This window comes from Fulvivirga aurantia (assembly GCF_009711475.1).
Taxonomy (GTDB): Bacteria; Bacteroidota; Bacteroidia; order Cytophagales; family Cyclobacteriaceae; genus Fulvivirga; species Fulvivirga aurantia.
Window position 1 is genome coordinate 1 of the sequence record NZ_SMMD01000407.1, and the last position, 2,416, is coordinate 2,416.

Sequence of the window (2,416 nt, forward strand, 5' to 3'; positions counted from 1 at the left end):
CAAAGGTAGATGGAGAGGTGGATGTGGCAGAACTAGAGCTGATAAGACAAATCGGAGTTTCCAGCAAAGTCTCAGATGCTGATATTGATGAAATTATCGATAAAACCGAAGCAGCAGATATTATTCCTTCATTGTCGAAATTACCGCGAGAAGAAAAGATAAATCTAATGTCTAATCTGGTCATGGTGATGAAAATCGATGGTAAAATTCACAAAGAAGAGATGAGATTTTGCTTTAGAGTTTTAAAGAAACTTGGTTACCCTGAAGACGCTCTGTTTGATTTGGTTTCCACCACATATATAGATTCAAGAGCAGAGGTGGATATAGACAAGATTAGAGCCAGAGCCGAACAATATTTAAATTAAAATACGACTACATGAGATTTTTGAAAACTAAGCTGATACTGCTATTAATTATATTATTTTCCACGGTGACCTACTCTCAACGTACAATTCTGCATTGTGGAGGTCTGATTGACGGGGTTTCTGATAAGCTTCAAAAAGAGGTTTCCATCATAGTCGAAAACAATAAAATTACAGACATTAAGAAAGGGTACATCTCAGCTGTAGAAAGTGATACGGTAATTGATTTGAAGTCTAAAACAGTGTTGCCCGGGCTTATGGATATGCACGTGCATATTGAAGGAGAGACGAACCCAAACCGATACATTCAGGAGTTTACGCTTAATGAAGCAGACGTAGCTTTTAATTCTACCATTTATGCTAAGAAAACCTTAATGGCTGGCTTTACCACTGTGAGAGATATGGGAGGTAGTGGAGTAAATACTTCTTTGCGAAATGCGATAAATGCAGGTAAAGTAGTAGGCCCTAGAATATTCTCAGCAGGTAAAGCAATAGGTACTACTGGTGGCCATGCAGATCCTACAAATGGTTACCGACATGATTTAATGGGTGACCCAGGACCTGCAGAAGGTGTGATTAATGGGCCATGGGATGCTAGAAAGGCTGTGAGGCAACGGTACAAGAATGGTGCAGATGTAATTAAAATTACTGCCACGGGTGGCGTTTTAAGTGTTGCAAAGGATGGGTCAGGGCCACAATTTGCCATGGAGGAACTTGAGGCGATCGTTAAGACAGCTAAAGAGTACGGCATGATTACAGCGGCTCATGCTCATGGTGCTGAAGGTATGAAGCGAGCGGTGCAGGCTGGTATTACATCTATAGAGCACGGTACGTTGATGACTGAGGAGGTGATGGACCTGATGAAAAAGATGGGTACTTATTACGTGCCGACTATTTCTGCAGGTAAATATGTCGCTGAAAAAGCAAAAATTGATGGATACTATCCTGCTTTAGTAGTGCCAAAGGCTTTAGAAATTGGTCCACAAATTCAAAACACATTTGCTCAGGCGTATAAAGCAGGGGTTAAAATAGCTTTTGGTACAGATGCAGCAGTCTTCCCACATGGAGAAAATGGTAAAGAATTTCGTTTCATGGTAGAGGCAGGCATGAGGCCTATAGAAGCTATAAAATCGGCAACAATCGTAACTGCTCAAATGCTAAATATAAGCGATAAGTTAGGGTCAGTAGAGCAAGGAAAAATCGCTGATATTGTGGCAGTAAATGACAATCCTCTTGATAAGATAGAAACTATGGAAAATGTGACCTTCGTGATGAAAGAAGGAAAGATTTATAAATCAGAGGATGAGTAGATTATAATTGGCTTTAAACCAATGATATAAAAATCAAAAGGGTGTGGTGCTATGCAATAGACCACACCCTTTTAATTATCATTCATATAATACCGCTGCTTGTACTTATAGCTTAAGTAAGACAGTACATCACCAAAGGCATTAATACTTTCCATCAGCTCATCAGCGACCTTTTTACCATTCATTCTTAAAAGTAAAAGGCCATACACACCATTTAGGCAAGCCTGTACTTCGTTTGTAAGTTGTCCTTGAGCGTACTCAAGACTCTTGTTTATGTGAGCTGATGACTTGTTGTATATTTTCTTAAACTCCTCATCAGACTGAAGAAGTTCGTCTTTGAGATTGGTTAGCGTAGTTACAATCTCTTGTACTTCACTTAAATGCCCTTTTTCCGTGATGCCTTCCTCTTTCATTTGCTTCGCAACGTCACTATACCAATTTTTGAGCGGCTCTTTTTCTTCAACCGGGATATGTTTGATTACATACTCCTCAATTTTCTCCATGTCAAAGTCATATACTCTTATCAGATCTTCGGTCTGATACATGTGAATAATGTATTCTGATATATTATTTTGCTTTTTAGAGTCGGCAAGATTCATGGCTGGTTGTTTAGTAAAGAGGTGCAAATATCGCCTTGATAATTTAAAATAAGGCACTAAAAATAAAGTAATTGGCACGGAGACATTTTAGGCAAAATTTGACAGGTTTAAATTTAATTTCACACATCATGTTAACTGCTAATTA

3 protein-coding genes are annotated in these 2,416 nt (G+C 38.7%); 2 read left to right on the forward strand and 1 reads right to left on the reverse strand.

Going from position 1 to position 2,416, the window contains the following annotated elements:
* The coding region (locus E1176_RS20420) for a tellurite resistance TerB family protein (RefSeq protein ID WP_185152570.1) at window positions 1-365 on the forward strand (365 nt) is incomplete at its 5' end.
* A gap of 20 nt (window positions 366-385) precedes the next feature.
* On the forward strand, window positions 386-1,672 hold the full coding sequence (locus E1176_RS02320; RefSeq protein ID WP_425482549.1) for a metal-dependent hydrolase family protein: 1,287 nt from the start codon (window positions 386-388) through the stop codon (window positions 1,670-1,672).
* Window positions 1,673-1,743: 71 nt separating this feature from the next.
* Here the strand turns inward: E1176_RS02320 and E1176_RS02325 are convergent, their stop codons facing one another.
* A complete protein-coding gene (locus E1176_RS02325) occupies window positions 1,744-2,271 on the reverse strand; it encodes a DUF4924 family protein (RefSeq protein WP_155208964.1) in 528 nt (175 codons plus the stop codon).
* Window positions 2,272-2,416 lie beyond the last annotated feature (145 nt).